A 21,613-nucleotide genomic window follows, 5' to 3' on the forward strand; every position below is an offset into this window, starting at 1 on the left:
GAAGGGCGGCGTTCGCTATCGCATACATATGTCTGAACAAGCTATCTCCATCAAAAATCTTTCCAAAAAATATGCCGGCGGCAAACAGGCGCTGAGCGATGTCAGTTTTGACGTTGCTCAGGGATCTATTTTCGGCCTTCTGGGGCCGAATGGCGCGGGTAAATCCACGCTGATCAACATATTGGCCGGGTTGGTCATGAAAAGCTCCGGCTCCGCATCGATCTGGGGTTTTGATATCGATGCCAACCCACGCAATGCCAAGGCATCGATCGGTATTGTCCCGCAGGAAATCATGTTCGATCCGTTCTTTACACCGAAGGAAGCGCTTGAATTGCAGGCGGGTCTATATGGCGTGCCGAAGTCCAAGCGGCGGACGATGGAACTGCTGAAAGCTGTCCGGTTGGAGGACAAGGCTGATGCCTATGCCCGGACATTGTCGGGCGGCATGAAAAGACGCTTGCTGGTAGCCAAAGCCATGGTTCACGCACCGCCGGTTATCGTGCTCGACGAGCCCACGGCTGGTGTCGATATCGAGCTGCGTCAGCAATTGTGGGATTATGTGCTTGAACTGAACAAGCAGGGCGTGACCGTGGTATTGACCACCCACTATCTCGAAGAAGCAGAACAATTGTGTGATCGCATCGCTATCATCAACCATGGGCAACTGATCGCCAACAAGCCAACGCGCGAGCTGGTCGGCATGGCGCGGGAAAAGGCCGTTGTTCTGACGCTCGATCGCGATGTCACTGTCGCGCCGACCCATGACGCCTTTGAAAAATCCGAATTGGTGAATGAGCGCACAATCGAGATTACCTATAACAAGGACCGGATGAACGCGGGCGAAGTGTTGACGACCATTCAGGGACTCGGTCTTGGGATTGTGGACGTGACAACCAAGGAAGCGGACCTTGAAGACGTTTTCCTGCGTCTCACAAGCAGTGCATAAATGGACGTCGATGTCCTCATTATCGGATCGGGTGCGGCGGGATTAACCGCTGCGCTGCAGCTCGCAACAAGCCGAAAAGTCGCCGTATTGGCAAAGGGCGCGATATCCGATGGTGCGACAGCCTGGGCACAGGGGGGCATCGCCGCAGTGCTTGAGCCCGGCGACAATTTCGAAAGCCATATCGAAGATACAATGGTCGCGGGTGCCGGTCTGAACAACCGTGCGACCGTCGAATTTGTTGTCGAAAATGCGCCTGTGGCCATCGAACGGCTGGCGAAGCTGGGCGTGCCGTTTAATCTTGAGGGCAATGACTGGCACCTGACGCGTGAGGGCGGCCACAGCCACCGGCGCATTGTCCATGTCGATGACGCCACGGGATGGGCGGTGCAGCAGGCATTGGAAGCCGCCGCGAGAGCGCATCCCAATATCGTGCTGGTGCCCGATATGGTCGCCGTTGATTTGATCTCAGGCCGCCATCAGGAACGCTTTTCAACCTCAGGACGCGTCCATGGCGTCTATGCGCTCAACCGCAAGACGGGGCAGGTGGAAGCGTTCACTGCGCGGGCCACGATCTTGGCCAGTGGCGGCGCTGGACGCACCTATCTCTACTCCACGGCGCCACGCGGTGCGACAGGCGATGGCATTGCGATGGCGTGGCGCGCTGGCTGCCGCGTATCGAATATGGAATTCATGCAATTCCATCCGACCTGCCTGTACAATCTTGAGGTAAAAAACTTCCTGATTACCGAGGCGGTGCGCGGCGAAGGTGGCATCCTGAAAAACCCCAAAACAGGGCATCGCTATATGCCCGATTATGACGAACGCGCAGAGCTTGCGCCGCGCGATATCGTTGCGCGCGCCAATGATGCGGAGATTAAGCGCGACGGGTTGGAATATGTCCATTTGGATATCAGCCACAAGCCAGCAGATTTTGTGAAGGGGCATTTCCCGAACATTTATGAAAAGCTGATGGGGCTTGGCATCGACATCACGCGTGAGCCCATTCCTGTGGTGCCAGCACAGCATTATACCTGCGGCGGTGTTCTGGTTGACCTTGATGGCCGAACCGATGCGCCGGGGCTGTATGCGGCTGGCGAAGTGACGCAAAGCGGACTTCATGGTGCCAACCGCCTTGCGTCGAATTCGCTGCTGGAATGTTTCGTCTTTGGTGACGCCTGTGCGCGCCATATTGATGCCCATTGGGACAGCCTGCCGCCACCACCGCCCATCCGCGCGTGGGACGAAAGCCGTGTGACGGACAGCGACGAAGAAGTTGTCATTGCGCAATGCTGGCGCGAAATCCGGCAATTCATGTGGAACTTTGTAGGCATCGTCCGCACAACAAAGCGGCTGGAGCGCGCGCAGCACCGTATCGATCTGTTGCGCAGCGAAGTTGCCGATTATTACAGCCATTTCCGTGTGACGCCTGACCTGATTGAACTGCGCAACCTGGTTGAGGTCGCAGCGCTTATCATTCAGTCCGCTTTGTCACGGCATGAAAGCCGGGGGCTGCATTTCACGCTCGATTATCCCGAAACGCTAAAGGAGGCGGTTGATACCGTGTTGGTCCCATGAAAAAACTACTCCCGCTTTTTGCCTTGGTTGCGCTCTCGCCGGCATATGCCGCGACCCCCGAAGAAACCGCGCGGGAGGTACTGGCAAAGTCCCCGATCATCGACGGACATAATGATACGCCGCACCAGATTGCGGAACTGTTCGATCGGGATTTCTCGAAATTCAATCTCTCGGCGCTGCCTGCCGATGTTCTTGCCAAAACGCATACCGATATCCGCAATGCGCGCGCCGGTTTCCTCGGCGGTCAATTTTGGTCAGTATATGTTGATGCCGCACTGCCAAAGCATGAGGCGGTAACACGCACCATCGCTCAGATTGACGTCGTGCGGCAGATGATCGCGCGCTATCCGGAGAACTTTGCTTATGCATCGACCGCCGCTGAGGTGGAGCGCGCGATGAAGGCAGGCAAGATCGCGTCGATGATTGGCATGGAAGGTGGGCATTCCATCGGCGACTCGCTTGAGATCCTGCGCCAAACTTATGCGCTCGGCGCACGCTACATGACCATCACGCACAGCCTGACGACCGATTGGGCCGACAGCGCTACCGATGCGCCAAAGCATGACGGTCTTTCACCATTCGGTTTTGACGTGCTGGCGGAAATGAACCGGCTGGGGATGATTGCGGACATCAGCCATGTGTCAGAGGCAACGATGCATGACGTGTTGGATAAAACCACGGCGCCCGTGCTGTTCACGCACAGCAATGCCCGCGCCATCACACCGCATCCGCGTAACGTGCCGGACTCCGTGTTGAAGCGTTTGCCGCAAAATGGCGGCGTGGTCATGGTTACATTCGTCCCCGGATTCACCTCGCCCGAACGCCGCCAATGGGAGTTTGAACGGTCGGCTGTGGCAGGGCGTGCGAAAACCGAGTTTTCCGGCAACCCTGTCGGCGAGAAAGCCGCGGTAGACGCATGGATTGCGGCAAACCCACAGCCCAAAGCAACATTGGCCCAAGTCGCTGACCATATCGATCATATCCGCAAAGTGGCGGGCATTGACCATATCGGCATTGGTGGCGACTTTGGCGGTGTCGATGAACTGCCCGTGGGATTGGAAAACGTATCCACCTATCCCGCTTTGTTCGCGGAACTGGTACGTCGTGGTTATTCCAAAAGCGATCTCGCCAAAATCGCCCAAGGCAACGCCATACGCGTCATGCGCGGGGTCGAAAAGGCAGCAGGGAAATAGCTGCCGCGGCTTTGCGTGATAAAAAGTTACGCAAAACCTTCGGACAAATATCGCTCGGCTATTGCAGCGTGGAGGGCGGCTCCGCGGGCCATGACGCTGTCGTCTAGGACCATGCGGTTGGAATGCAGGCCGCAGCAGGACCGCCAGTCGTCGCCCTCATGTGACGCGCCCAAGAAGAACATGGCGCCGGGCACCTTCTCAAGGACATAGGCGAAGTCTTCGGCGCCCATGATCGGCGTGTCGAGCGTCAGCCAGCTTTCTGCGCCAAACATATCCTCAACCACGGCTTTACCGAATTGAACCGCACGGTCGTCGCAGACGGTAACAGGGAAGCCTTGTTCGATATGGACCTCCGCGCTGCAACCATGCGCCGCGGCGATGCCGGGGGCGAGACGATGCAGTTCCTCCGCCACGCGCGCGCGTGACTGCGGCGACAGTGTCCGGATAGTGCCCAAAAGATGCGCGGTTTCCGGAATGATGTTGTTGGTCGTGCCCGCTGCGATTTTGGCAATGGTAATGACCGCCGGGTTAAATACGGAAATCTTGCGCGTTACCATCGTCTGAATGGCCGATACGATTTCGCAGGCAACAGGAATGGGATCAACCGCGTCATGCGGCATCGATGCGTGGCCGCCCGCGCCCTTGACGGTAATATTCAGGATGTCAGACGACGCCAGCAACGGTCCGCTTCGGCCGCTAAACACACCGCGCGGGGCGTTGGGCATGATGTGCAAGGCAAAGGCGGCATCAGGCAGCGGATCAATCAAGCCGTCGTCGAGCATATAGCGCGCGCCATGATGGCCTTCTTCACCGGGCTGGAACATGAATTGCACCGTGCCGGCCAGCTGGTCGCGCTTGGCGCATAGCATCTTGGCCGCACCAACAAGCATCGCGACATGGGTATCATGCCCGCACGCATGCATCGCGCCTTCGGTCAGCGAGCTATATTCAAGGCCTGTATCTTCATGGAGCGGCAACGCGTCCATATCGCCACGTAGAAGCACCGTACGGCCATTGGCAGGGCCTTTCAGCGTCGCGATGAGCCCCGTGGTCGATGGCCCTTCACGCAGCTCCAGCGGCAGGCCAGCAAGCGCGGCCTTTATCTTCACAAGTGTCTTGGGGTTTTGCAGGCCAAGCTCAGGCTCGGCATGAATGGCGCGGCGCAGCGCGATCAGGTCGGGAAGGATGTCTTCGGCGTCGTCGCGCCAGTCAGTGCTGATTAAGTCCATAGCTTAACTAGCACCACCCTGGCGCGGCCGACAACTGCCTTATTTTTCCAGACGTACCGTCACATATTGTGTGGCAGCACCGCGACGTTTGACGCCCAGCAAGATCGCACCACGACCGGCTGCTTGGGCTTCCTTGAGGGCGGCCGCGAGACCGGCTGCTGTGCTTATTGGTTTGTAGTTTGCCGATACGATGACATCGCCACGACGCAGACCAACCTGCGCACCCGTGCCGGTGCCCGGAACGTCAATAACGACACCCTTTGTATCAGTGGTCAAGCCAAGAGCGCGCGCGATTTCGGCATCCAGCGGAATAACGCTGATGCCCATAGCATCACGCACGACCTTTGAATCTGCCGTGTCGCTTTGCTTGTCGAAATCCTTGTTTTCTTCAGGATTGAAACTTTGCGCCAGCTTCTCTTCGGGAGGACGTGTGCCAACGGTTGCGGTCAGCTTCAGCGGCTTGCCTTCACGTAAGATATCCAGCGGAATGCGGGTGCCAGGTTTGATATTGGCGACGATGAACGACAGCGTGGCTTCAGGCGACACATCGCGGTCATTGACGCGCAGAACGATGTCGCCTTCTTTCAGGCCAGCCTTATCGGCGGCTTCGCCAGCAACAACGCGGGCGACAAATTCGCCGCGGTTCTTGTCCAGACCAAGCGCGTCGGCGGTATCCTCATCGACGGGCCGAATGCTGATCCCCAAATAGCCGCGTTCCGGACGGACGCCCTTTTTCAGGGACTCCACAACAGGAATGGCTTCTTCTGCAGGAATGGCAAATCCGACACCGATATTTGCGCCGACTGGCGAGATCAGGCGGTTGTTGATGCCAACGACTTCGCCCTTGAGATTGAACAACGGACCACCCGAGTTGCCGGGGTTAATCGCGGTATCAGTTTGAATGAAGCGGTCATAGGCACCACCGGCGCCAATATTGCGCTGAAGCGCGGAGATGATGCCCGCGGTCACGGTGTTGCCAAGGCCAAGCGGGTTACCGATTGCAATGACCCAGTCACCCACACGGCTTTTCTTCGAATCTGCCATTTTGACAAACGGCAAATCGGTCGCACGGATTTTGAGCAACGCGATGTCTGACTGTGGATCACGGCCGACGATTTCGGCCTGATATTCTTTGCCGTCAAACAAGGTGACGGTCACGCGGTCAACGGCGTCGCCCGATGGACCACCCGCGACGACATGGTTGTTGGTCACAATGTAGCCATCGCTCGAGATCAAAAAGCCTGAGCCACCGCTCGCTTGGTCCTGCGTTACGGGCCGGCGTTCGCCGGTGAGCGGGTTAAAGCTGGTCGCGACTTGCACCTTTTGACGCGTGGCGATGTTGACCACCGCTGGCTGCAACTGTGCGGCCAAGTCTGCAAAGCTTGACGGTGCGCCGCCGGGCGCGAGGTTAACTTGTTCCGAAACAGCAAGGCCGGTTTGCGCGGTCACGGGATTGTTGTTGACCAAAGCTACGGCGGCACCTGTCATCAAAAGCGCGGTGGTAACTGCATAAGCGTAACGCACGGATATCATTCCTCTCGTATATTCAATTGGGCAGCAGGCCCGAAAGTCAGCCATTCGATGGCGTGGTAAAGCTTAACGCCAATTGAATGGATGCCATCCAATTGGTCAAAGTCATCCGTCGTTCGACTAACGCCCGGTACGGAATTTCTCAAGATAAGCATTCTGCGGCGACAAGATGATGTTGCTTGATCCTTCGCCATTCTGGAATGTCTGGCGATAGCTCTGCATGGCGCGGTAGAAGTCGTAGAAACCCGGATCCTTGCCATAGCTTATGGCGTAGATGCGTGCGGCTTCGGCTTCGGCATCAGCACGGATAATCTGTGCTTCTTTCTGGCCCTCGGCATCAATGGCAATCGCTTCCTGATTACGCGCGCTGCGCATCCGGTTATAGGCCGACTGCAGCGTTGCTGCGGGCAAATCGGCGCGCTTAATGCGGACATCAATGACTTCTGCGCCATATTTCTTGGCTTCACGGTTCAACGCCGTCTGGATATTCTCCATAACTTCGCCGCGCTCGGCGCTGAGCAACGCCGCAAAGGTGCGCTTGCCCAATTCGTTGCGAAGCGATGATCCCAAGATTGTCTTCAACTGGTCACGCAGGCGATCTTCGGTACGGATGGTCCGATACATGACATCGGGTTGCGTGACACGAAACCGGGCAAAAGCATCAACTTGCAGCCGCAGCTGGTCCGTGGAAAGCACTTCCTGCTGATCCATTTCGACGCTCAACACGCGCTTGTCGACAATCTGGATTTGTTCAACAAAAGGTATACGGAAGGTGAGGCCCGCGCGCGTTTCGCCAAATTGTTCGTTCGCACGATATTTGTTCACAACGCGGTCAACCTTGCCGTAGCTGCTGATAATCGCTTGTTGCGTCTCAGGGACGATGGTGACCGACATACTCAACAAAATGAGCGTACCGATCCCAATCAATGCCAGATAAATCGGGTTTCTGATGATATTCGTCATCATTGCTTTTTTCCTGTCACAACAACGGGTTCAGCCTTTTGCGCGGCCTTTTTCTGAAATTCAGGGAGCGGGAGGTACGGCGTCACGCCGCCGGTTTCGACAATCGTCTTGTCGACCTTGCCCAGCACTTGCTCCATCGTTTCGTAATATAGCCGCCTTTTGGTGACTTCGGGCGCTTCCTTATACTGCACGTAAATCTTGTCGAACTCGGCAGTTTCACCCAGAGCCAACTCGGTAACGCGGCTGGCATACGCGCGCGCATCGTTCAGATAGCTCTCGCGGCGTTGTTGCGCCGCGTTTACTTCGCGGAATGCGTCATTCACTTCCGCCGGAGGGTCTGACTGACGGATTGAAATGCTCTGCACCAACACACCGGCGCGATATTCGTCCAATATCTGCTGCATGCGGCGGCGCACTTCCAATTCGATTGCGCCACGACCCGGGCCAATGGCTTGGGTCAGATCAAAATTGGCAACGGCGGCACGCATGGCGCTTTCCGCGACTTCCTTGACCGTGCCTTCAGGGCTGTCGAGTTGAAACAGATACAGCGACGGCTTCTTGATCGACCAGCGGACGTCATAGGCCATATCGATGATACTCTGGTCTTTGGTCAGGACCAGATTTTCGCTGCTTGCCTTCGGCGAACCGATTGAGGTCGTCTGGATCTGCTTGGTATCGATTTTGGTGATATTCTCGATGGGCGAGGGCAGCGTAAAGCGAATGCCAGGCTGCACTGTGCGGGCATATTTGCCAAGCTGGGTTACAACGCCTTCTTGTTCAGGGCCAATCCGGTGAACCGTTGACCAAGCCAGCCAGAGCACCAGAAAGCCACCGACGATAAGCGGCCACCAGCTTTTGCCATCGGGCCGTTGCGGAATGCCACCAAAGCCACCGCCTTTGCGGCGCAGCAATTCTTCCAGTGACGGGCCACGGGTGCGCGATTGTTTCGCCGCGCCTTCCGGTGTCGGGTCCCACGGATTAACCGGATCAGGCTTTGATCGGCCGCCTTTTTCATTTGCATTACCGGATGTACCGGTGTCGTGGGAATCGTCTGAATCCCACGGTCCTTTGCCTTCTACCGCCAAAATATGTGACCCCTGTTCGTCAATTTTTTTGCTCATAAAGTCTATGTAGTAGCGGTTTTTCAGAAAAACAGTGTCAATCCCGCAATTCTGAATCTATTCGGCATGATATGCCAAATATTGAAGATTTTTCTCATATAATTTCTGCCGTTGCCGGCGCACGCGCAAGCGGTTTGAAAATCGCCGATGGCGCAGTTTCGCTTATGCTCGATGTGTCGGGATTAAACGCGGATGCGCGCACGCAAATGGAGGCCGATGTTCGCAGCGCCGTTGAACGCGCAGGGGCGACCTCGGTTCGGATCATGTTGACGGCGGAGCGGATTACGCCGCGCTTGATCGCTGTGGCCAGCGGCAAAGGTGGCGTGGGTAAATCAACGCTGTCGACGAACCTTGCCATCGCCATGGCGCGGGCCGGCCGATCGGTCGGGCTTGTCGATGCCGATATCTACGGCCCATCGCAACCACGGTTGATGGGTGTTGAGGGCGTGAAGCCAGAAGCCGAAGGCAAGAATATGATACCCGTAATGGGCGCTGGTGGCGTGCCTTTCCTGTCGATGGGCCAGTTGGTCAATCCGGGCCAGGCCATTGCGTGGCGTGGCCCGATGGCGGGCAATGCCCTGTCGCAGCTTGTCGATGCCAAATGGGGAGATGTGCGCGACATCGTGGTCGATATGCCGCCGGGCACCGGTGACATCCAATTGTCGATGATCCAAAAACACAAGCCGGTCGGTGCCGTTATCATTTCCACGCCGCAGGATTTGGCGTTGATTGACGCTACCCGCGCCATCAGCTTTTTTGACACCGCGAAAGTCCCGATCATTGGGCTCGTTGAAAATATGGCAGGCTATCTCTGTCCGCATTGCGGCGAAATGAGTGATCCTTTTGGTTCCGGCGGAGCGGAAGCCGCGGCAAAGGAACTGGGCATTCCGTTCTTGGGTCGCATTCCGCTCGATATCAAAATCCGCATGGCAAGCGATGCGGGCAATCCGCCGGCACTGGATGAAGGCCCCATTAGCGATGCGTATGCGGCGATTGCCCGGCAAGTGTCCGCATGGATGGATGCGCCACAGGCCGCGCCTGCATGACAGAAGACGCAGGGGCAAGCGAAGGCATTAGCCGCCGAAAGCTGCTCATTGGCGGCGGCGCTGGCGTCGGTTTGCTTGTGGCTTGGGGCCTGTGGCCGCGCCGCTATACGCCCAATTTACGGACAGTAGAGGGCGAGCATCTTTTCGGACCGTGGCTTAAAATAGCCGAGGACGGCAAAATCGTCGTCGGCGTTCCACAAAGCGAGTCTGGCCAAGGCGTGTATACGGCATTGGCACAGATCGTCGCCGGAGAGCTTGGCGCTGACTGGCGATCGGTGGCAGTCCAGCCAGTGCCGCCAAGTCCGATATTCGCAAACACATTATTGGCGCGTGAGTGGGCCCCGGCATTCATGCCCGAAAACCTCTCGCTCAACGCAGATGGCGGTCCCGTTGCCAGCAGCATTAACGAACTTGCGAGACGCGACGTCTTTGTGGTGACCGGCGGATCATCCTCCATAAGGCAGTTTGAACAGCCATGCCGTGAAGCTGGCGCAGCGGCCCGGGCGGTCTTGTGTCAGGCCGCGGCAGCGCGCTGGGACATTTCGTGGGAACAGTGCCAAACGGACCGCGGCTTTGTGGTCTTTGGAAAGAAACGCCTCGCATTCGCTGATCTTGTCATTGAAGCATCAGAGCTTGCGCCGCCATCGCCGATCCCGCTGAATTCATCGCCGCGCAACCGCCTTTCGGGCCGTGACGCGCCGCGGCTCGATCTGTCTGCCAAGGTCGATGGCAGCGCAAGCTTTGCGGGCGACATTCGTTTGCCCGATATGCTTTACGCGTCGGTCCGGGGCGGTCCTGCGGGCGACACCAGGCTGAAATCGGTCAACACAAAAGCGGCGCTGAAAATGCGCGGCGTGGTGCAAGTTGTGCGCACCAAAAGCTGGGTTGCCGCGGTGGCAAGCAACTGGTGGGCAGCGAACACCGCGCTCGATGCAATGAAGCCCGTCTTCGCGACAAAAGGCGGCCTGGCGGACAGCCAGAAAATCGGCCAGTCGCTGAACGACGCTATCGCCAAAGGCCCCGGCTTCCGTGCCTTCAAATCAGGCGACGTTGACGCGGCAATGGCGCCGGAGACGGCAACGCGCATTTTTAAAGCCGACTATTCGGTGGGTGCGGCGGTGCACGCCCCTATTGAAACACGTTCAGCGACGGCGGATTATCGCAATGGTCGTCTGCAATTATGGATCGCATCACAAGCGCCACAGGCCGCGCGCGTTGCTGCAGCAAATGCCATTGGCATCGATGTAAATGATGTCGTTCTCTACCCCGTCATGGCGGGCGGAAGTTTTGACCGCAATTTTGACAATGTGATCGCCGCGCAAGTTGCGGTCATTGCCAAGGAAGTGGGACGACCGGTGCAACTGGTCTGGTCGCGCCCCGAAGACTTCCTGCGGGATCATGTTCGCACACCGGCGCTGGGCCGTTTATCCGCCGCGATAAATGCCGAAGGCGCAGTGACCGCCATGAGCGTGCGGGTGGCGGCAGCATCCAGCATGCGTGAGCTTGCGAACCGTATCGATGGGCAAAGCGCCGACGCAGCGCGCAAGGCGTCTGCAGGCGAATTTGACGCGCTGGCGGTGCACGGTGCGGAGATACCATATGCCATTCCCAATCTGACGATTGACCATTTCCCCGTGCGCATGCCGGTACCAACCGGGCCGTGGCGGAGCCTTGCCAACAGCTACAACTGCTTCTTCGTCGAAGGTTTCATCGACGAGCTTGCCCAAAAAGCTGGCGTCGAGCCTTTGTCGTTTCGCATGCAAATGCTTGTCGGCCAAACGCGGCTTGCCCGATGCCTTACGGGCGTCGCCAACATGGCGGGATGGGACGGGGGCGGCTCGGGCAGCGGACGCGGCATTGCTTGCCACAGCATGCGCGGCAGCCACATTGCCGTTATCGTGACGGCGCGTACCAGCGAAACCGGCGTGCGTGTCGACCGTATTCATGCGATGGCGGATTGCGGGCGGCTCATTAATCCCGACCTCGCGCGCCAGCAGATTGAGGGCGGCATTGTGTTTGGATTGGCGCAAGCATTGGGTTCAACAACTGAATATCAGAACGGCATGCCAACTGCCCGCCGTCTGCGCGATGTGGACTTGCCGAAATTGGCCGATGTGCCGGAAATCACCGTTGAATTTGCGCGCAGCGATGCGGCGCCGGGCGGTGTAACAGAACTCGGGGTGCCACCAGTCGCCCCCGCACTTGCAAACGCATTATTCTCTGCAGCGGGAATACGTTTGCGTGAACTTCCATTGCTGTCCCGGGGACTATGATGACATTACCAATTGACCACCCACCCGTAGCGACGCCCAAAGTTGGCGTCCTGTTGGTGAATCTGGGCACGCCAGACGCACCGACGACGTCAGCGGTGAAGCGCTATTTGAAACAGTTTTTGTCGGATCGACGCGTTGTCGAAATTCCGCCTTTGCTGTGGCAGCCGATTTTGCGCGGCATCATTTTGAACACCCGTCCGCAAAAATCGGCGAAGGCATATGCCAAAGTTTGGACGGAAAAAGGATCGCCGCTCGCCTTTTTTACAGCCGGACAGGCGGAAGCTTTGCAGGCGCGCATGGAAGGGATCGCCGATGTGCGGTACGCCATGCGTTATGGCAATCCGTCCGTCGCTGACCAACTTGCCGCGATGAAAGCGGCGGGGTGCAACCGGATTTTTATTGCGCCATTATACCCGCAATATTCGGGGGCGACGACGGGTACTGTGCTTGATGAGGCATATGCTACGCTGACCGCTATGCGATGGCATCCGGCGATCCGGACGCTACCCGCTTATCATGATGATGCACGCTATATCGGCGCGTTGAAGTCGTCGATTGAAGCGTCGCTTGCGAAGTTGGATTTCGTACCCGACGCGCTTGTGATCAGTTTCCACGGAATGCCGGAACGGACGCTCCATTTGGGTGACCCTTATCATTGCCACTGCCAAAAGACCGCACGGCTTCTGTCGGAAGCCATGGGTCGCGCGCTTATTGTCAGTTTTCAATCCCGCTTTGGGCGGGCAAAATGGCTTGAACCCGCCACGGATAACACGCTGATGAAGCTTGCGCGCGAAGGGACGAAGAAAGTCGCGATTTTTGCGCCGGGCTTTTCGGTCGATTGCCTCGAAACGCTCGAAGAGCTGGCGATGCAGGGGCATGAGCAGTTCGAAGAAGCAGGCGGCACGCATTATGCCTATCTGCCGTGCTTGAACGACAGCGATGTCGGCATGGATATGCTTGAACAGATTATCGCGCAGGAACTCGCTGGCTGGATCTAATCGTTGGCACAGCGTGGCTGCGGCTTTTTTGTGCTAACGTTTACGGCAACTTGCACTTGCGCCCTTGTGCATTAATCATGGCGGAAATGGCGATGAGGAGAGCAATGCATGTCACGAATTGCGGTGGTTACGGGCGGCACCAGAGGTATTGGCGAAGCGATCTGTTTGAAGCTTCAGGAAAAAGGCCGGATGGTCATCGCCAACTATGGCGGCAATGACGCGGCCGCCAAGGCATTTTCCGAGCGTACCGGCATTGCGGTGCGGAAGTGGGACGTTGGCGATCACCAAAGCTGTCTAGCCGCCTGCGCCGCGATTGAGGCGGAGTTCGGGCCGATCGACATCATGGTCAACAACGCGGGCATCACCCGCGATGCTACGATGATGAAGATGACCTTTGAACAATGGGACGAAGTTATCCGTGTCGACCTGACCGGCTGTTTCAACATGGCCAAGGCGGTATTTGCGGGCATGCGCGAACGCAAATGGGGCCGCATCGTCAATATTGGCTCGGTCAACGGTCAGGGCGGCCAAATCGGGCAGGTGAATTACGCGGCCGCGAAATCAGGCATCCATGGTTTTACCAAATCGCTTGCTGCTGAAGGTGCGCGTTATGGCGTGACCGCCAATGCGATCGCGCCGGGCTATATCGGCACCGAAATGCTCTCGACCATCCCAGAAAATGTGATGGAAAAGATTGTCGCACAAATCCCCGTGGGCCGATTGGGTCAACCCGACGAAATCGCGCGCGGCGTCGAATTTTTGACGAGCGACAATGCAGGCTTCATCACCGGTTCGACTTTGTCGATCAACGGTGGTCAGCACATGTATTGATGGTCGTCGGCGGGTGAGCGACATTTATCATCCGCCCGTAAAGCGCAGCATGACGGTGGCGGGGCATCAAACCTCCATCAGTCTGGAACCGCTTTTCTGGGACGCGTTGAAACGGGTTGCCGAGCAGAGGGATTTGCCCGTCAATGCGTTGGTCGCGCAAATCGATGTGGAGCGTCTGGAATCAGGCACGCCGTGTGGGTTGGCGAGTGCGATTCGATTGTGGGTGATGGCGAACGCATAAAGGGTTCCGTCGCATCGACCTGTCCGGTCGGTTAAAGCCCCGCTTCGACGGCTATGCGGACGGCATCTGCCGCATTCGACGTCGACAGTTTCTTGAACATCAGCATGCGGTGCATTTGAACCGTTTTTTCGCTTAAGGACAATCGATAGGCAATCTGCTTTGTCCGGAAACCGCGGGCCATCTGCTGCAAAATCTCCCGCTGGCGGGGCGAAAGCCGGTCGACGATCTGTGCAGCCTGTTGTTGCCGCACCAGCCCAATGCTCTCCTCTTCGGGTAGAACTTCGATCTGGGACCCGACGAACAGCTCAAGATTCCCATCATTGTCGAACAATGGCGCGATCATCACCGCGTTGCGAAAGGGGGTGCCGTCTTTCCGGTAATTGATAAGCTCAGCCAGTGCAGGGTGCTTCCCATATACTGCGGAACGCAGTTTTTCGGTTTGGCCATTTTCGGTGTCCGGACCGCGCAAAAAGCGGCAGTTGCGACCGATAACTTCGTCTTCTGCATAGCCGGTCAGTGCACAAAAAGCCGCATTCACCGCAATCAGGGGATTGTCTGCCTTCGTGGGGTCGCTGACGACGGTTGCGATGGGGCTAAAGCGGATCGAATCCAAAACTGGATGACGCGTGGCTCGGCTTGGCTTCGGATTCAAATTCGTTTTCACTACGATGGGAGATGCCGCAAAAATATCAACGTGGCAACTGTTCCTTCAATGCGAAGTTCCGATTCGAATGGCGCTGTTTAGTCTGAGCCCACCCGCTCAACATCGGCACCGATCAGCTGAAGCTTTTCTTCTAGCCGCTCATAGCCCCTGTCGAGGTGGTACAGCCGGCTCACATGCGTTTCGCCCTCTGCCACTAGGCCAGCGATCACGAGGCTCATAGAGGCTCTCAAATCGGTTGCCATAACAGGCGCGCCCGTCATTTTCTTCACGCCGTGGACAATGGCCGTACGGCCCTTGGTTTCGATATGCGCGCCCATACGGTTGAGTTCGGGCACGTGCATGTACCGGTTCTCGAAAATCGTTTCGGTCAGAACACTTGCGCCATCTGCAACGCACAGCATGGCCATAAACTGCGCCTGCATATCGGTTGCAAAGCCGGGATATGGCGCGGTTGAAATCGTCAGCGGCTTTAATTTGCCATCGGAAGCGACGCGGATCCCGCCTGCCGTTTCTTCAACGGTGACGCCTGATTGGCGCAGCGCATCCAGCGTTGCATCCATTTCGCTCGCTTTTGCGCCGACAAGTTCAATATCGCCGCCGGTAATGGCTGCGGCGCAGGCATAGCTGCCAGCTTCGATTCGGTCGCTCATCACGCGGTATGTCGCGCCATGCAGACGGTCTTTGCCGTGAATGATGAGGTCGGAAGTACCGATGCCCTCAATCTGCGCGCCCATCGCGACAAGCAAGTTGCACAAATCGACGATTTCTGGCTCGCGCGCCGCATTGTGCAGAACACATGTGCCCTTCGCAAGGCTTGCCGCCATCAATGCATTTTCAGTCGCGCCCACGGACACCACGGGGAAGGTATAGGTCCCGCCGGGAATCCCTTTTTTGGCGACCGCCTTCACATATCCTGCGGCAACTTCAATTTCGACGCCAAAGGCTTCCAGCGCCTTCAGGTGAAGGTCGATTGGCCGGTTGCCAATGGCGCATCCGCCGGGCAACGACACGGTCGCCTCGCCCGCACGGGCAAGCATTGGGCCCAAAACCAGAATCGACGCGCGCATTTTGCGGACAAGATCATAGGGCGCGATGTTTGTGGTGATACGCGTCGCTTCGAGCGTCATCACGCGGCCGAAATCTTCGGGACGCGATCCGGCAACCGTTGTGGAAATACCGAACTGGTTCATCAAATGTTGAAAACCGTCAATGTCGGCCAAGCGCGGCAAATTGCGCAAGGTCAGCGGCTCGTCGGTCAGCAACGCGCAGGGTATCAGCGTCAATGCGCTGTTCTTCGCACCTGAAATGGGGATCTTCCCCTTGAGCGTATTGCCGCCGCGTACGATTATCTTATCCATCGCAGCGTATTTAGCGGGAATCGATTGCGGCGCAACTTAGGAATTGGAAGTCACAACGTCGTGAGCGCAATCTCAAGCTGACCAAGTCGTTCTTTGCCCCAATATATCTCGTCGCCGACAAAGAATGTCGGGACGCCAAATGCCCCGCGTTTGGCGGCATCTTCGGTATTCGCGATCAATTCCGCTTTCACAGACGGATCCTCGGCCTTTGCAAGCAATGCGGCACTGTCGAGGCCAGCTGCGTCTAGAACCGTCGCGACAATCTGTGCATCGCCCATGTCCGCGCCGTCTTCCCACATCGCCGCCATCACTGCGTTCACATAAGGCGCAAAGGAGCCGAGATGTTGGGCGGCAATCGCGCCACGCATCAGCTGCAGCGAATTGATGGGAAAGCGCGGGTTCATTTTGAACGGCAGCGCATGCGCTTTGACGAAACGGTCGAATTCCAGCATCTCATAATTGCGTTTTGCAGGCGTCTCCGCATAGCGCATAAGCGGCGCTTGGTTGTTCGTAAGTTTGAACAATCCCCCCAGCGAGATGGGGATATAGACCGCTTCAGCGCCCGTACGCGCGCAGATATCGGGCAGCATCTTGTGGGCGAGATAGCTGTTGGGGCCGCCGAAATCGAAAAGAAATTGGAAGCTTTTGGTCATCAAAAATTCTCCGTCCATGGCCGTAAATCCATCTCATGCGTCCACGCGCTTCGGTGTTGCTTGTGCAATGCCACATATTGCAGTGCAATCGCATCGGGCGACAACACACCGTCGGCCGCCTTGGCCGCTTCGAAATCGGGGTGAATGCCCCTGATAAAAGCTGTGTCGATGCCGCCATCAATGATGACATGCGCCACGTGAATATTCTTCGGCCCAAGTTCGCGCGCCATTGATTGCGCCAGCATGCGCAGCGCGCCTTTTGCGCCGGAAAAGGCTGAAAAGCCGCTTCCGCCGCGGATGCTTGCGGTCGCGCCGGTGAAAATGATTGTTCCCGACTGGCGCTCGACCATCCGTCGTGCCGCCTCACGTCCCATGAGGAAACCCGCAAAGGCCGCCATTTCCCAGACCTTGCGGTAAACCTGTGCGGTCATATCCAGAATTGAGAAGTTCACATTGGCCCCGATGTTGAACACGGCGACCTCAATTGGGCCCACATCGCGTTCAATCGCGTCGACCATTGCCACGACTTCTTCCTCAATGCGCGCGTCTGCGGGATAGGCGCGGGCAGCATAGCCCTCCGCATGAATGGATTTTACCAACGCTTCCAGCTGGTCCGCATTGCGGGCGCGTCGGTTGACACAAGCGGTGTAACCTTCGCGGGCAAAAGCCTTTGCAATCGCGCCGCCCGTTGCGTCACCTGCGCCAACGATCAATGCTGCTGCCATATTATTTCTCCTTGCATGATTGGATGGCTTGCCAGCCCGGAATTTGCAACCGATAGTCGGCCGATAAAGTCTTGGGAGAGAGAATAATGCGTTTGAAATATGGCCTGCTGTGCGCATTTGCACCGTTGCTATTGGCTGCGACCCCAGCGCAAACGACGGACGTCATCCTAACGGGCGGGTCGATACTCACCATGGCTGGCGATCAGCCCGAGTTTGTTGAGGCCATATTGCTGCGCAACGGCAAAATCGCCGCTCTTGGCACGCTCGCCTCGGTCAAAAAAGCTGCGGACAAAAAGGTTGAATTGCTGGACCTGAAAGGGCGCACCGTTCTGCCCGGCTTCATCGATGCGCACGGGCATATGGGCTATGTTGGGCAGAATGCCGCGATGGCGCAATTGCAACCACCGCCCGTTGGGACCGTTACATCGATCGCAGAGTTGCAGGACGCGCTGCGCCGATATCCACGCCCCGATGGCATGCCGCTGATTATCGGCAATGGCTATGACGACTCGCAACTGGCCGAGCGGCGCCATCCGACACTGGCGGATCTGGATGCGGTTTCCAGTACCGTGCCGATTTTGGTTCTGCATGTCAGCGGGCATTTTGCAGCGATGAATTCGGCGATGCTCAAGCTGGTTGGCTATACGCCAGAAACGCCCGATCCAATGGGCGGGGTGATCCGGCGTGAGGCCGATGGCAAAACCCCCAATGGCGTGCTGGAGGAAACGGCGCTGTATCCCGTGATGAAAGTGCTGACACCGCCCAGTATGGATGCCAGCATTGCGCCGCTGGTGACGGGTGCCAAAATCTATGCCGCCAACGGTATCACCACCGGGCAGGACGGACGGATCATGCCGGAAAGCTGGGCAGCGATGGAGGAAGCGGACAAGCGCGGGCTATTCCCGATTGACGTCGTGGCGCTGACATCTTTTGAACGTGACTGGTCCCCGGCGGTACGTGCGCGGATTGGCAAGCCTTATCCAGCGGGCGGGCATTTGCGCATTGGCGGCATTAAACTGACGCTCGATGGTTCGCCGCAGGGACGTACGGCGTGGTTGAAAGACCCGGTACCCATCCCGCCACATGGCCAGAAAGAAGGCTATGCCGGTTATCCGGCGATTGATCTGAAATTGTTCAACGCCAAACTGGCGGATGCCGCACAAAATGGCTGGCAGGTTTTTGTCCATGTCAACGGCGATGCCGCGGCGCAGGCCTTGATCGACGGGGTCCGGGATAATGGTCTGGCGGGCAAGCGCACCATCGCCATCCATAATCAAGTCGTCCAACTGGATCAGCTAAAAGATATGAAGGCGCTGGATATCCAGCCCAGCTTTTTTGCCAACCATACCTATTATTGGGGCGACTGGCACCGCGACGTAGCGCTTGGGCCCAAGCGCGCCGATTTTATCTCGCCACAGGCAACGGGATGGGCACTGGGGCTGCGCCCGACGGCGCATAATGATTCCCCGGTTGTGCCGCCCGACATGATGCGGCTGGTCTGGTCATCGGTGAACAGGCTGACGCAGAGCGGCGACATATTGGGACCAATGGAGCGGATATCGCCCTATCGCGCATTGCAACAAGTGACGATCAATGCCGCATGGCAAATCGGAGAGGACGGGAACAAAGGCAGCCTAGTGGCGGGTAAGCGCGCGGATCTTGTTGTTCTAGACGGAAACCCGCTGACCGTGGACGCGGCCAAAATATACAGCATCAAAGTGGTCGCGACGATTAAGGATGGCAAAACAATATATGGGTCGTTGGGTTCGCCGCGCGAACCATAGGTCCTGACCCTAGTCTTTTTCCAACGTACATTGCAGCGGGTGCTGATTTTTTTGGGCGAAGTCCATGACCTGAGTCACTTTGGTTTCAGCAACTTCATAGGTGAAGATGCCGCACACGCCGACGCCCTTTTGATGGACATGTAGCATCACGCGGGTGGCCTGATCTGTGTCCATCTGAAAAAATGCCTTCAGCACATGAACGACGAACTCCATCGGCGTATAATCGTCGTTGAGCAGCAGGACTTTATACAGGCTGGGCTTTTGCGTCTTTGGCCGTGTGCGCGTGGCAAGGCCGACGCCGGGTGTGCCCCCTGATTTGTCGTCGTCATCATGTGCCATGTGGATATGCATCACTCTAAAATAGGTCAGGGTAGGGTGCCTGTGCAACCCCTGTTCAATATCAATTTCCATCGGCTAAAAAGAAACCGCCCTTTCCGCAGGGGAAAGGACGGCTCTTTTATGATTGCGCTAGCGTGTCTCGGTTGCCCACCACCATAAGGAGGAGAGAGAGAAGGCAGCGGACGCGAAATGCACCAGCGCAATAACCTCGGAAAACTTATGCAGCTTTCTTGAAAAGCTCAGTCGTTGCCGCGATGCGGTTCGAAATCGGCTGGAACATTTCGTTTACCAGCTTGACCATCGCTTCGGTGTTCTTCGAACCCTGCGCTACTGCAGTGTCAAAGCCCTTGCGTGCAAGTTCACCCTGCAGCTTCACGAAATCGGTTGGCGATTTGACGGCAGTCAATTCTTTCACCGCAACCTGAGCGTCTTCGAAATTCTTCTTGGCGAATTCGATGTTGGTCTTGCCCATTTCCTGAGCGCCCTTGGCAACGATCTTGCCAGCTTCAACGATCGCTTCGACGTTCGCTTTGTTGAATTCAACGGCATCAGCCGCGAACTTCTTGCCTTTTTCAGTCGCTTCGCTTGCCTTTTCACGCACGTCAGCGAAAAACTCCGTCGCCTTTTCAGCGGTGGCTTTTACAGTGTCAGTCATATTCGTCACTCCTTGAGCAATCGGTTCAGATCCAACAGACACGGCTTTCTTGGCCGGTAAAGCAGCAGGTTTCGCAACCTTCTTCTTTGCAACGGTGCTTGGAGTAGCTTTCGCAGGCGCAGCGTTCGACGCCGTTGGTTCAACGGTTTCAGTCGAAGGCGTAGCTGCTAATTTGCGTACCATGGCGTGCACCATTTCTGTTGTGTTGCAGTGCACAATAAAGATTCGTGCACGCACTGTCAACAAAAATGTTGCACTGCACAATAAATTGAATTGGCGCGTTAATCCGCCAATGTCAGGCGTTCAAAACGCTCATAATGATGGTCAGCCGAACCAAATTGGCTTTCAATCATGGTAGCGCGCTTGAAGAAATGACCGATGGCCAGTTCCTGCGTGATGCCAATACCGCCATGCGTTTGAATGGCACTTTGGCCCACGAACTTCGCTGCGCGCGAAACCTTCGCCTTGCATGCCGATACCGCAGCCATACGTTCTGCCGCTGGCAAATCGAGCTTCAAGGTAGCCATTGTGGTCATGGATTTTGACTGTTCAACTTCCATGAACATATCGACCATGCGGTGCTGCAATACTTGGAAGCGCGAAATGGGCTGGCCAAATTGGTTACGCTGCCGCGCATATTCGAGCGTGCCCGAATGCAGCTTGGCAGTGACACCGCAGGCTTCTGCACAGACGGCAACCGTTGCTTCGTCAACAATGCGCTCGATTAGCGGAAGGCCAGCGCCCTCATCACCCAACAACGCGTCGCCGGGGATAGCAACATTTTCAAAATAGACTTCAGAAGCTTGGAAGCCGTCAACGGTGGGATAGTCGCGGCGCACGATACCAGCGGTATTTGCGTCAATCAGGAACAACGATACGCCATTGGCTTCGCTGCCTGAACCGCCGGTGCGGGCGGTGACCAGCAAATGCGTTGCCCAAGGGGCGGCGTAAACCACGCCCTTATGGCCGTTCAGCACATAGCCTGCGCCGTCTTTCTTCGCTGTCGTGCGAATGTTCGCAAGATTATAGCGACCCTGCGGCTCCGCGTAGGCAAATGCGATGATGACGTTGCCGCCAATGATTTCTGGAATGACGGCATCGGCAATCGCGCCGCCAACAGCCTTCAACGCACCACCGCCAAGAACGACGGTCTGCAGATAAGGTTCGATCGCAATGACCTTACCCAATTCTTCCATGATCAAAGCATTTTCGAGGTGGCCGCCGCCAAGTCCGCCATGTTCTTCGCTAAATGATGCGCCGAGCATGCCGAGATCTTGCGCCAGTGCCTTCCAGATGCCGGGGTCACGCCCGCTGCCGCTGGAGATCATCTTGTTGCGGCTGTCAAAGTCATATGTGTCCGCCAGAAAGCGGCTCAGGGTTTCGCGGATCATGTCCTGCGTTTCGGTGTAGCTGAAATCCATTATAATTATCCTGTCCAGTGGTCCGTCATGCTGAACTTGTTTCAGCATCTTAATGTCAACGTTGCGCA

20 protein-coding genes are annotated in these 21,613 nt (G+C 57.0%); 9 read left to right on the top strand and 11 right to left on the bottom strand.

The window, feature by feature from the left end; genetic code table 11:
• Positions 1-28: 28 nt before the first annotated feature.
• The 3 genes from GGR91_RS02240 to GGR91_RS02250 are packed head-to-tail and all read left to right on the top strand — an operon-like array spanning position 29 to position 3,714.
• On the top strand, positions 29-946 hold the full coding sequence (locus tag GGR91_RS02240) for an ABC transporter ATP-binding protein (RefSeq protein WP_183939640.1): 918 nt from the start codon (positions 29-31) through the stop codon (positions 944-946).
• The gene (nadB, locus tag GGR91_RS02245; RefSeq protein WP_183939642.1) at positions 947-2,521 is read left to right on the top strand and encodes an L-aspartate oxidase; all 1,575 of its coding nucleotides are present in this window, start codon (positions 947-949) and stop codon (positions 2,519-2,521) included.
• Positions 2,518-3,714, top strand: a complete 1,197-nt coding sequence (locus GGR91_RS02250) for a dipeptidase (RefSeq protein ID WP_183939644.1) — start codon at positions 2,518-2,520, stop codon at positions 3,712-3,714. The genes nadB and GGR91_RS02250 overlap by 4 nt, the downstream gene beginning before the upstream one ends.
• Before the next feature lie 26 nt (positions 3,715-3,740).
• Here GGR91_RS02250 and GGR91_RS02255 read toward each other — a convergent pair whose 3' ends face one another.
• The 4 genes from GGR91_RS02255 to hflK all read right to left on the bottom strand — a co-directional run bounded on the left by GGR91_RS02255 (position 3,741) and on the right by hflK (position 8,557).
• Positions 3,741-4,943 carry a M20 metallopeptidase family protein gene (locus GGR91_RS02255; RefSeq protein WP_183939646.1) on the bottom strand — a complete coding sequence of 401 codons (1,203 nt, stop codon included), beginning with the start codon at positions 4,941-4,943 and terminating at the stop codon, positions 3,741-3,743.
• A gap of 39 nt (positions 4,944-4,982) precedes the next feature.
• On the bottom strand, positions 4,983-6,476 hold the full coding sequence (locus GGR91_RS02260) for a Do family serine endopeptidase (protein WP_221204199.1): 1,494 nt from the start codon (positions 6,474-6,476) through the stop codon (positions 4,983-4,985).
• A 117-nt stretch (positions 6,477-6,593) separates the two neighbouring features.
• A complete protein-coding gene (gene hflC, locus GGR91_RS02265) occupies positions 6,594-7,436 on the bottom strand; it encodes a protease modulator HflC (protein WP_183941515.1) in 843 nt (280 codons plus the stop codon).
• A complete protein-coding gene (gene hflK, locus GGR91_RS02270) occupies positions 7,436-8,557 on the bottom strand; it encodes a protease modulator HflK (protein ID WP_183939650.1) in 1,122 nt (373 codons plus the stop codon). The genes hflC and hflK overlap by 1 nt, the downstream gene beginning before the upstream one ends.
• Positions 8,558-8,628: 71 nt before the next feature.
• Between hflK and GGR91_RS02275 the strand changes: the two genes are divergently transcribed.
• From GGR91_RS02275 to GGR91_RS11595, 5 genes are all read left to right on the top strand, one after another.
• A complete protein-coding gene (locus GGR91_RS02275) occupies positions 8,629-9,603 on the top strand; it encodes an Mrp/NBP35 family ATP-binding protein (protein WP_183939652.1) in 975 nt (324 codons plus the stop codon).
• Positions 9,600-11,876: a xanthine dehydrogenase family protein molybdopterin-binding subunit gene (locus GGR91_RS02280; RefSeq protein WP_183939654.1), complete on the top strand. Its 2,277-nt coding sequence runs from the start codon at positions 9,600-9,602 to the stop codon at positions 11,874-11,876. Before GGR91_RS02275 ends, GGR91_RS02280 begins: the two co-directional genes overlap by 4 nt.
• The gene (hemH, locus tag GGR91_RS02285) at positions 11,876-12,874 is read left to right on the top strand and encodes a ferrochelatase (RefSeq protein WP_183941516.1); all 999 of its coding nucleotides are present in this window, start codon (positions 11,876-11,878) and stop codon (positions 12,872-12,874) included. The genes GGR91_RS02280 and hemH overlap by 1 nt, the downstream gene beginning before the upstream one ends.
• 108 nt (positions 12,875-12,982) lie before the next feature.
• Positions 12,983-13,705 carry an acetoacetyl-CoA reductase gene (phbB, locus tag GGR91_RS02290; protein WP_183939656.1) on the top strand — a complete coding sequence of 241 codons (723 nt, stop codon included), beginning with the start codon at positions 12,983-12,985 and terminating at the stop codon, positions 13,703-13,705.
• A gap of 13 nt (positions 13,706-13,718) precedes the next feature.
• Positions 13,719-13,946 (top strand): ribbon-helix-helix domain-containing protein, encoded by a 228-nt coding sequence (locus tag GGR91_RS11595; protein ID WP_183939658.1) that lies wholly within the window; start codon positions 13,719-13,721, stop codon positions 13,944-13,946.
• A gap of 31 nt (positions 13,947-13,977) precedes the next feature.
• Here the strand turns inward: GGR91_RS11595 and GGR91_RS02300 are convergent, their stop codons facing one another.
• From GGR91_RS02300 to GGR91_RS02315, 4 genes are all read right to left on the bottom strand, one after another.
• A complete protein-coding gene (locus GGR91_RS02300; RefSeq protein WP_183939660.1) occupies positions 13,978-14,559 on the bottom strand; it encodes a LuxR C-terminal-related transcriptional regulator in 582 nt (193 codons plus the stop codon).
• 128 nt (positions 14,560-14,687) lie between these two features.
• Positions 14,688-15,968, bottom strand: a complete 1,281-nt coding sequence (murA, locus tag GGR91_RS02305; protein WP_183939662.1) for a UDP-N-acetylglucosamine 1-carboxyvinyltransferase — start codon at positions 15,966-15,968, stop codon at positions 14,688-14,690.
• Between the two features lie 50 nt (positions 15,969-16,018).
• Positions 16,019-16,639, bottom strand: coding sequence for a 2-hydroxychromene-2-carboxylate isomerase (locus GGR91_RS02310; RefSeq protein WP_246337020.1), 621 nt, complete (start codon positions 16,637-16,639; stop codon positions 16,019-16,021).
• A complete protein-coding gene (locus GGR91_RS02315; RefSeq protein WP_183939664.1) occupies positions 16,621-17,346 on the bottom strand; it encodes an SDR family NAD(P)-dependent oxidoreductase in 726 nt (241 codons plus the stop codon). The genes GGR91_RS02310 and GGR91_RS02315 overlap by 19 nt, the downstream gene beginning before the upstream one ends.
• Before the next feature lie 86 nt (positions 17,347-17,432).
• Between GGR91_RS02315 and GGR91_RS02320 the strand changes: the two genes are divergently transcribed.
• A complete protein-coding gene (locus GGR91_RS02320; RefSeq protein ID WP_183939666.1) occupies positions 17,433-19,130 on the top strand; it encodes an amidohydrolase in 1,698 nt (565 codons plus the stop codon).
• Between the two features lie 9 nt (positions 19,131-19,139).
• Here GGR91_RS02320 and clpS read toward each other — a convergent pair whose 3' ends face one another.
• The 3 genes from clpS to GGR91_RS02335 all read right to left on the bottom strand — a co-directional run bounded on the left by clpS (position 19,140) and on the right by GGR91_RS02335 (position 21,545).
• Positions 19,140-19,469 (bottom strand): ATP-dependent Clp protease adapter ClpS, encoded by a 330-nt coding sequence (clpS, locus tag GGR91_RS02325; protein ID WP_322788758.1) that lies wholly within the window; start codon positions 19,467-19,469, stop codon positions 19,140-19,142.
• Positions 19,470-19,686: 217 nt separating this feature from the next.
• Positions 19,687-20,124 carry a phasin family protein gene (locus GGR91_RS02330; RefSeq protein ID WP_183939668.1) on the bottom strand — a complete coding sequence of 146 codons (438 nt, stop codon included), beginning with the start codon at positions 20,122-20,124 and terminating at the stop codon, positions 19,687-19,689.
• A 281-nt stretch (positions 20,125-20,405) separates the two neighbouring features.
• Entirely contained in the window at positions 20,406-21,545 is a 1,140-nt protein-coding gene (locus tag GGR91_RS02335; protein ID WP_183939670.1) for an acyl-CoA dehydrogenase family protein, read from the bottom strand.
• Positions 21,546-21,613: the final 68 nt, after the last annotated feature.

Origin of the sequence: Sphingorhabdus rigui, from assembly GCF_014196595.1 — a bacterium.
Lineage (GTDB): Bacteria > Pseudomonadota > Alphaproteobacteria > Sphingomonadales > Sphingomonadaceae > Sphingorhabdus_B > Sphingorhabdus_B rigui.

Excerpts from the sequence above, each read along its gene's own strand:
- GGR91_RS02240 (WP_183939640.1), top strand. The coding sequence starts at position 29 with ATGTCTGAACAAGCTATCTCCATCAAAAATCTTTCCAAAAAATATGCC.
- nadB (WP_183939642.1), top strand. The coding sequence starts at position 947 with ATGGACGTCGATGTCCTCATTATCGGATCGGGTGCGGCGGGATTAACC.
- GGR91_RS02250 (WP_183939644.1), top strand. The coding sequence starts at position 2,518 with ATGAAAAAACTACTCCCGCTTTTTGCCTTGGTTGCGCTCTCGCCGGCA.
- GGR91_RS02255 (WP_183939646.1), bottom strand. The coding sequence starts at position 4,943 with ATGGACTTAATCAGCACTGACTGGCGCGACGACGCCGAAGACATCCTT.
- GGR91_RS02260 (WP_221204199.1), bottom strand. The coding sequence starts at position 6,476 with ATGATATCCGTGCGTTACGCTTATGCAGTTACCACCGCGCTTTTGATG.
- hflC (WP_183941515.1), bottom strand. The coding sequence starts at position 7,436 with ATGACGAATATCATCAGAAACCCGATTTATCTGGCATTGATTGGGATC.
- hflK (WP_183939650.1), bottom strand. The coding sequence starts at position 8,557 with ATGAGCAAAAAAATTGACGAACAGGGGTCACATATTTTGGCGGTAGAA.
- GGR91_RS02275 (WP_183939652.1), top strand. The coding sequence starts at position 8,629 with ATGCCAAATATTGAAGATTTTTCTCATATAATTTCTGCCGTTGCCGGC.
- GGR91_RS02280 (WP_183939654.1), top strand. The coding sequence starts at position 9,600 with ATGACAGAAGACGCAGGGGCAAGCGAAGGCATTAGCCGCCGAAAGCTG.
- hemH (WP_183941516.1), top strand. The coding sequence starts at position 11,876 with ATGACATTACCAATTGACCACCCACCCGTAGCGACGCCCAAAGTTGGC.
- phbB (WP_183939656.1), top strand. The coding sequence starts at position 12,983 with ATGTCACGAATTGCGGTGGTTACGGGCGGCACCAGAGGTATTGGCGAA.
- murA (WP_183939662.1), bottom strand. The coding sequence starts at position 15,968 with ATGGATAAGATAATCGTACGCGGCGGCAATACGCTCAAGGGGAAGATC.
- GGR91_RS02310 (WP_246337020.1), bottom strand. The coding sequence starts at position 16,639 with ATGGACGGAGAATTTTTGATGACCAAAAGCTTCCAATTTCTTTTCGAT.
- GGR91_RS02315 (WP_183939664.1), bottom strand. The coding sequence starts at position 17,346 with ATGGCAGCAGCATTGATCGTTGGCGCAGGTGACGCAACGGGCGGCGCG.
- GGR91_RS02320 (WP_183939666.1), top strand. The coding sequence starts at position 17,433 with ATGCGTTTGAAATATGGCCTGCTGTGCGCATTTGCACCGTTGCTATTG.
- clpS (WP_322788758.1), bottom strand. The coding sequence starts at position 19,469 with ATGGCACATGATGACGACGACAAATCAGGGGGCACACCCGGCGTCGGC.
- GGR91_RS02330 (WP_183939668.1), bottom strand. The coding sequence starts at position 20,124 with ATGACTGACACTGTAAAAGCCACCGCTGAAAAGGCGACGGAGTTTTTC.
- GGR91_RS02335 (WP_183939670.1), bottom strand. The coding sequence starts at position 21,545 with ATGGATTTCAGCTACACCGAAACGCAGGACATGATCCGCGAAACCCTG.